Source organism: Acinetobacter sp. YH12049 (assembly GCF_013419875.1).
Classification (GTDB): domain Bacteria; phylum Pseudomonadota; class Gammaproteobacteria; order Pseudomonadales; family Moraxellaceae; genus Acinetobacter; species Acinetobacter amyesii.
In genome coordinates, this window is the sequence record NZ_VOZH01000083.1 from 1 (window position 1) to 4,409 (window position 4,409).

Annotated in this window: 7 protein-coding genes and 2 pseudogenes; 6 read left to right on the top strand and 3 right to left on the bottom strand. The window is 32.1% G+C overall.

Annotated elements, in window-relative coordinates:
* The 5 genes and pseudogenes from FTU05_RS17245 to FTU05_RS17265 form a co-directional block, all read left to right on the top strand.
* Positions 1-108: pseudogene (locus tag FTU05_RS17245) on the top strand (IS5/IS1182 family transposase); the annotation flags it as partial.
* 39 nt (positions 109-147) lie between these two features.
* Positions 148-444 (top strand): DUF4123 domain-containing protein, encoded by a 297-nt coding sequence (locus FTU05_RS17250; protein ID WP_373685334.1) that lies wholly within the window; start codon positions 148-150, stop codon positions 442-444.
* 1 nt (position 445) lies between these two features.
* On the top strand, positions 446-871 hold the full coding sequence (locus FTU05_RS17255) for a hypothetical protein (protein WP_180116212.1): 426 nt from the start codon (positions 446-448) through the stop codon (positions 869-871).
* Complete coding sequence (locus FTU05_RS17260; protein WP_257230146.1) at positions 862-1,422, top strand: hypothetical protein; 561 nt, start codon at positions 862-864, stop codon at positions 1,420-1,422. The genes FTU05_RS17255 and FTU05_RS17260 overlap by 10 nt, the downstream gene beginning before the upstream one ends.
* Positions 1,423-1,574: 152 nt before the next feature.
* A complete protein-coding gene (locus tag FTU05_RS17265; RefSeq protein WP_180109898.1) occupies positions 1,575-2,078 on the top strand; it encodes a hypothetical protein in 504 nt (167 codons plus the stop codon).
* 359 nt (positions 2,079-2,437) lie between these two features.
* On the opposite strand, the gene FTU05_RS17270 is transcribed toward FTU05_RS17265, so the two are convergent.
* Together FTU05_RS17270 and FTU05_RS17275 are read right to left on the bottom strand one after the other, a co-directional pair.
* Positions 2,438-2,776, bottom strand: coding sequence for an antitoxin Xre-like helix-turn-helix domain-containing protein (locus tag FTU05_RS17270; protein ID WP_180039821.1), 339 nt, complete (start codon positions 2,774-2,776; stop codon positions 2,438-2,440).
* Between the two features lie 225 nt (positions 2,777-3,001).
* Complete coding sequence (locus FTU05_RS17275) at positions 3,002-3,259, bottom strand: helix-turn-helix domain-containing protein (protein ID WP_120368469.1); 258 nt, start codon at positions 3,257-3,259, stop codon at positions 3,002-3,004.
* Positions 3,260-3,402: 143 nt separating this feature from the next.
* Here FTU05_RS17275 and FTU05_RS17280 point away from each other — a divergent pair, with 143 nt between their 5' ends.
* Positions 3,403-3,939 (top strand): hypothetical protein, encoded by a 537-nt coding sequence (locus tag FTU05_RS17280; RefSeq protein WP_180166167.1) that lies wholly within the window; start codon positions 3,403-3,405, stop codon positions 3,937-3,939.
* Positions 3,940-4,047: 108 nt separating this feature from the next.
* On the opposite strand, the pseudogene FTU05_RS17285 reads toward FTU05_RS17280, so the two are convergent.
* Positions 4,048-4,182: pseudogene (locus tag FTU05_RS17285) on the bottom strand (IS3 family transposase); the annotation flags it as partial.
* Positions 4,183-4,409: the final 227 nt, after the last annotated feature.

Sequence of the window (4,409 nt, forward strand, 5' to 3'; positions counted from 1 at the left end):
CTCAGTGCAAGGAGTTTTGATAGCCAAGTGAATGAAATTCATGCACGTGTAGCAGTCCTCAACAGATTTACGGAATTAGGTCGACCACTTACCCAAGTTACGCCTTAAATTTGGCTCAATTAGGGGGGCTTTGTATTTCAAATCTTTGTGCAACAAAGCCGTGAGTTATTACAAAAAAAACTTGTTGTTGGTGAAACAATAGGGATGTTTTCAATTATTGAAACTTCTTTATCTAAACAACAACTAATTCAACATTTACAGCCTTTTTTACAGGCAGAGCTACCTAGTGAGGAGCTAGCTTTATTTAGATTTTATGATCCAGCAATTATTAAAATACTTAACAAAATGTTAGATGATGAAAGTTATATGGTTTTATTAAAACCAATTAGTAATTGGTGGTATCAAGAATTCGATAGTACTTTGCATAATATAGTGAGTCTTTGATATGACAATAAAGTTTACTCAAGAGCAGATTGATATATTTTCAAATAGCCGTGAAGAAGATTTAGCTCTATGGAATTGGAATAGATTGAAAATGAAATTTCCTTTTTTTTCTGAAAAATATTTTAATAATGATGAAAAAAGAGGTGTTGATTTTTTATTTATTGCACAGGGGCGTGTAAAGAAATATTTAAATGGAATGGAAGAAGATGCTGACTATAATAAGTGGTGTGCGGTATATGGAGAAATTTGTTTTATTTTAAATAAGAACAATATAGATGATGATAATTGGAATAGAGGTATTTTAGAAGAAAAATTATGGCCTCCGTATTTAAGAATTGATGTTTTAGCAGGAATTGTAGAAAGTTGCTTAAATAATTCTGAATCTCAAAAATTTTATGCTGCTTTGGAGAAAGAAACATGGCAGTAGCAGCAGATATTGGTAGTCTAGGTGGATGGGGAACAGCCATAGAAAAAGCGGGTGAAGCTGCTAGAGTTGGAGCGAGAACTAATCCGGTTGGTGCAGTATTGATCGGTATATTAACTCCATCTACATTGGGTGATAGTACTATTACAGGTGCTTTAAATAGTGCATTAGAAACAGCAGAGGAACAAATACAAAGAGAGAAAGGAAATATTTCTGATTATCAAAAAGCACTAGCATTACAAAATATTAAAGATGAAAGAGATAAGTTAAATAGAACTTGTAATCCTAATAATTCTAATTGTAATAAACAAAAGCATAATGGTCGAATTCAAGCACAAAATGGTGCAAAAACAAACCAGATGATTGTTACAGCAACTGAGGCTAATTCAGCATGGGTAGATTTACCTGCTCCACCTTCGTTAACTTTATGTAAATTATATGCAAAATCAGTTCGGGTACAAATGATAGGTTTAAAAGGTCATAGTCCGGATAAGAAAAAAGGGCAGAAAGTTGATTATGAGAAAGGGGGGCGACAACGGCATATAATAATTTAGTTTCTTGGATGACAAAAAATACTCCAGGTGGGGTAGGTGTTAGTAAATGGAGTTTTAGTTTTGATGGAACTCATAAGCAAGATCGAGTTATGGGTGATTCAAGGCGAATTGATATTGATATCAGAACAGGATTAATTCTAAAGAGTGCTTAAATGAAATATAAAACAGAAGAAATAATTAGTTTTTTTAAAAAACATCCAAAGTATCCTTTTAATAATTATTATGTTAATTATGATGAATATTGTGCTGCTAGATTAATGATCTTAAATATTGTGAAAGCTTATATTCCTAAAGATGAAATAAATAATTGGGAATTTTCATCAGATTATTATGATGCAAGACGGAATGATCCAGATGCTTTTTATTCTCTATTATCATGTGTGAATCATAATAAAGAACAGGTATTTTTCTTTGCGATAGTTGATGATCGAGAAGAATCTTCAGATTATAAGGACATCGTGATTAATGTTGAAAGAGATGATTCATATGGTGATAAATGGAGAGATAATTCACCTATGGATGATTGGTATAGTATATTTCAAATTACCTTAAATCTTAAAAAAATAATAGATTATGCGAAACTTGATCAGTTACTTAATTTATATTTTAAGAAAAAATTAAATTTTAATGAGCTTTATATACTGCAAACTGATTAAAACTTGTTCGTAAATCATTTTTTATTCACTATTAACTCCAGCAGTTAAATTGAATCTTAGCCCTAGTTTTTTATCTTGGTTAGATCGGAAATAATTTTATCACTAGCCTATAGGTAAACGATAAAAAAGCGATTATTTAACTATATTTTAATAGCCAAATGATCGCTTTATCACTGTACTCTCTATTGAAAGTCTTTAACATAAAATCTCTTATACGAAATTCATTCAATTGTAAGCCCAAAATTGAAATGACCGCTTTTAGAATACTTATCTTGAGAAAGGATGTTTCTTATATCTTGCACTTGAATAATTAGATCGGGCCATAACTCAAGTTTATAAGTAATGAAGCCTTGCATATATTATGGTTTAGCTTGGAGGCCTTCTACAAATTGTAAAACAATCTCAAGCTCAGAAATATTCTGGATTTGATCCAATGGAATGCCTTTTGTTATTTTATTTGGAGATTTCATAAAGTGTTGCATCATTGATATATCTCCACCTATAAGAGAATCTAGAGCAACTGTTATACGTATAAGTTTTAGAGCAATTTCTTTTTGTAATAATGAAAGTTTGCTGCAATCTATATTGGTTCTTGATAAATCTATACCAAGAATCATGGCAAGCTGATCATATGTTAGCCCCATTTTTTTGGCTGTTGCTAAAACAGCTTTAGCTAAGACCTTTTCGCTATTAGTCATTTGTTCGATTATCCGTATTACAAAGCGCTCTTTAGGTTCTACTACATAATTCGTACTGACGGTAGTGAAAAATTTTGAGCGTGGTATTTGTAATTGAATTGCAAATCTCCATTTTTTAATTTGTTTAAAAAGAATATATGATTAGGTTGGGAGAGTGCAGGGGGTGTTAAGAATTATAGGATTAACGGCAAGTTATAGGGGGTCATATAAAAAAATGAAATAATTTTAGCTTTTATTTTTTAATAAAATGAGTTGGCTGACAATTTCATTCGCATCTAATTCTAAAGCTTCACAATAATGAATAAATTCAAAAATATCTAATTTTCGATCACCTGTTTCCACTTTCCCAACAAATGAATAAATGATGCCTAAACGCTCTGCCAGCGCCCTTTGGGAAAGTCCGAGTTCATTTCTCTTTTGAATGAAAAGCTTACGCAGCCAAACATACTCATCTGAGTGAATTGATAAAGTAATATTATTCATTGCACCTATAATAGGTGCGTGTTGGGATGCACCTGTTTTGGGTGCAAACTTCACTAATACATTAATAATATGTAATTTTTATCCTTAATACAGATAATTTTATTTAAGGAAATAAATTCATATATCAAAAAAAGAGGGCTGAAATGGGGAAATTTAATAAAGGGAAACAGGGCGTTAAAAATTTACTGTTGCTATCTAGTATGACTTTGGCACTTCATGTAAGTGGTAATGCTTATGCAGGCATAGCACCTGAAGTAAAGCCTAGTAAAAACAAGACAAGTAGTCTGAAAAAAATGGTTTCTAAGAAATGTTTAGATAATTTAATTATTAGTGATGATGGAAATATGAGTCTTCCTTCAGGATGTAATTTTTCATTTAGTGAACTATATGCTCATGATCAGTTTTTCAGGGATAGAGTTATTAAGGCATTTAAAGCGTCTCCATTTGATGGACGTTTCTTTGATATAGAATCTCCTGCTGAGATCACTGAGCCGCCAGGAGATAATGATGATAGTTGGTCTGTTTTACTTGAAACAGTATCCAACGAAAAGGACATAAGAGCACAAGTTTTTGCTGTTCCAAATATCAATGAACTCACTGTAATTATAACGGACAGAGGGATTGGCAATAAAAAATGTAGTTATGGTGTATATGGAGATATTCAGGAAAGAAATGAATGAACCGTACCGGGTTTGTCGGAGACTTTTTTATTTAAGTTAGGCCACCTGACCTAACGGGTTAATCTTATAATCGTACATTGCTTCAAGCTCAAAAGACGATACATAACTCAGCGCATCAAGCACCATATCTGTATTCTTACGTGTTGATACTTTCCAGCCAACAATTGCACATGAAAAAACATCAATAATAAATGTGGTTTAGACCCAATCTGAATGAGTTTTAATATATGTGAAGTCAGCGACCTGAGATACCGTCTTGGTAGTCAATCAGGTTTTGAGATTATTCGGCTAATAAATAATCTCTTTGATAGGCAGTCTGATGTTTTAAAACGCTATAACACAGACTCTGTACACGACAAATTTCATAGGATCCTTGTCCTATCAGGCTTTTTCTTTCTTAAAATTGCTAGCACTTTCTTAAATTCTTCTTTTTTTCCAAAACCAATCAAACGTAGAATAGCCATTTGAAC

Bases quoted from the DNA above. Each gene is read 5' to 3' on its own strand.
- FTU05_RS17255 (WP_180116212.1), top strand. From the start codon at position 446: ATGACAATAAAGTTTACTCAAGAGCAGATTGATATATTTTCAAATAGC.
- FTU05_RS17260 (WP_257230146.1), top strand. From the start codon at position 862: ATGGCAGTAGCAGCAGATATTGGTAGTCTAGGTGGATGGGGAACAGCC.
- FTU05_RS17275 (WP_120368469.1), bottom strand. From the start codon at position 3,259: ATGAATAATATTACTTTATCAATTCACTCAGATGAGTATGTTTGGCTG.
- FTU05_RS17280 (WP_180166167.1), top strand. From the start codon at position 3,403: ATGGGGAAATTTAATAAAGGGAAACAGGGCGTTAAAAATTTACTGTTG.
- FTU05_RS17270 (WP_180039821.1), bottom strand. From the start codon at position 2,776: ATGACTAATAGCGAAAAGGTCTTAGCTAAAGCTGTTTTAGCAACAGCC.
- FTU05_RS17265 (WP_180109898.1), top strand. From the start codon at position 1,575: ATGAAATATAAAACAGAAGAAATAATTAGTTTTTTTAAAAAACATCCA.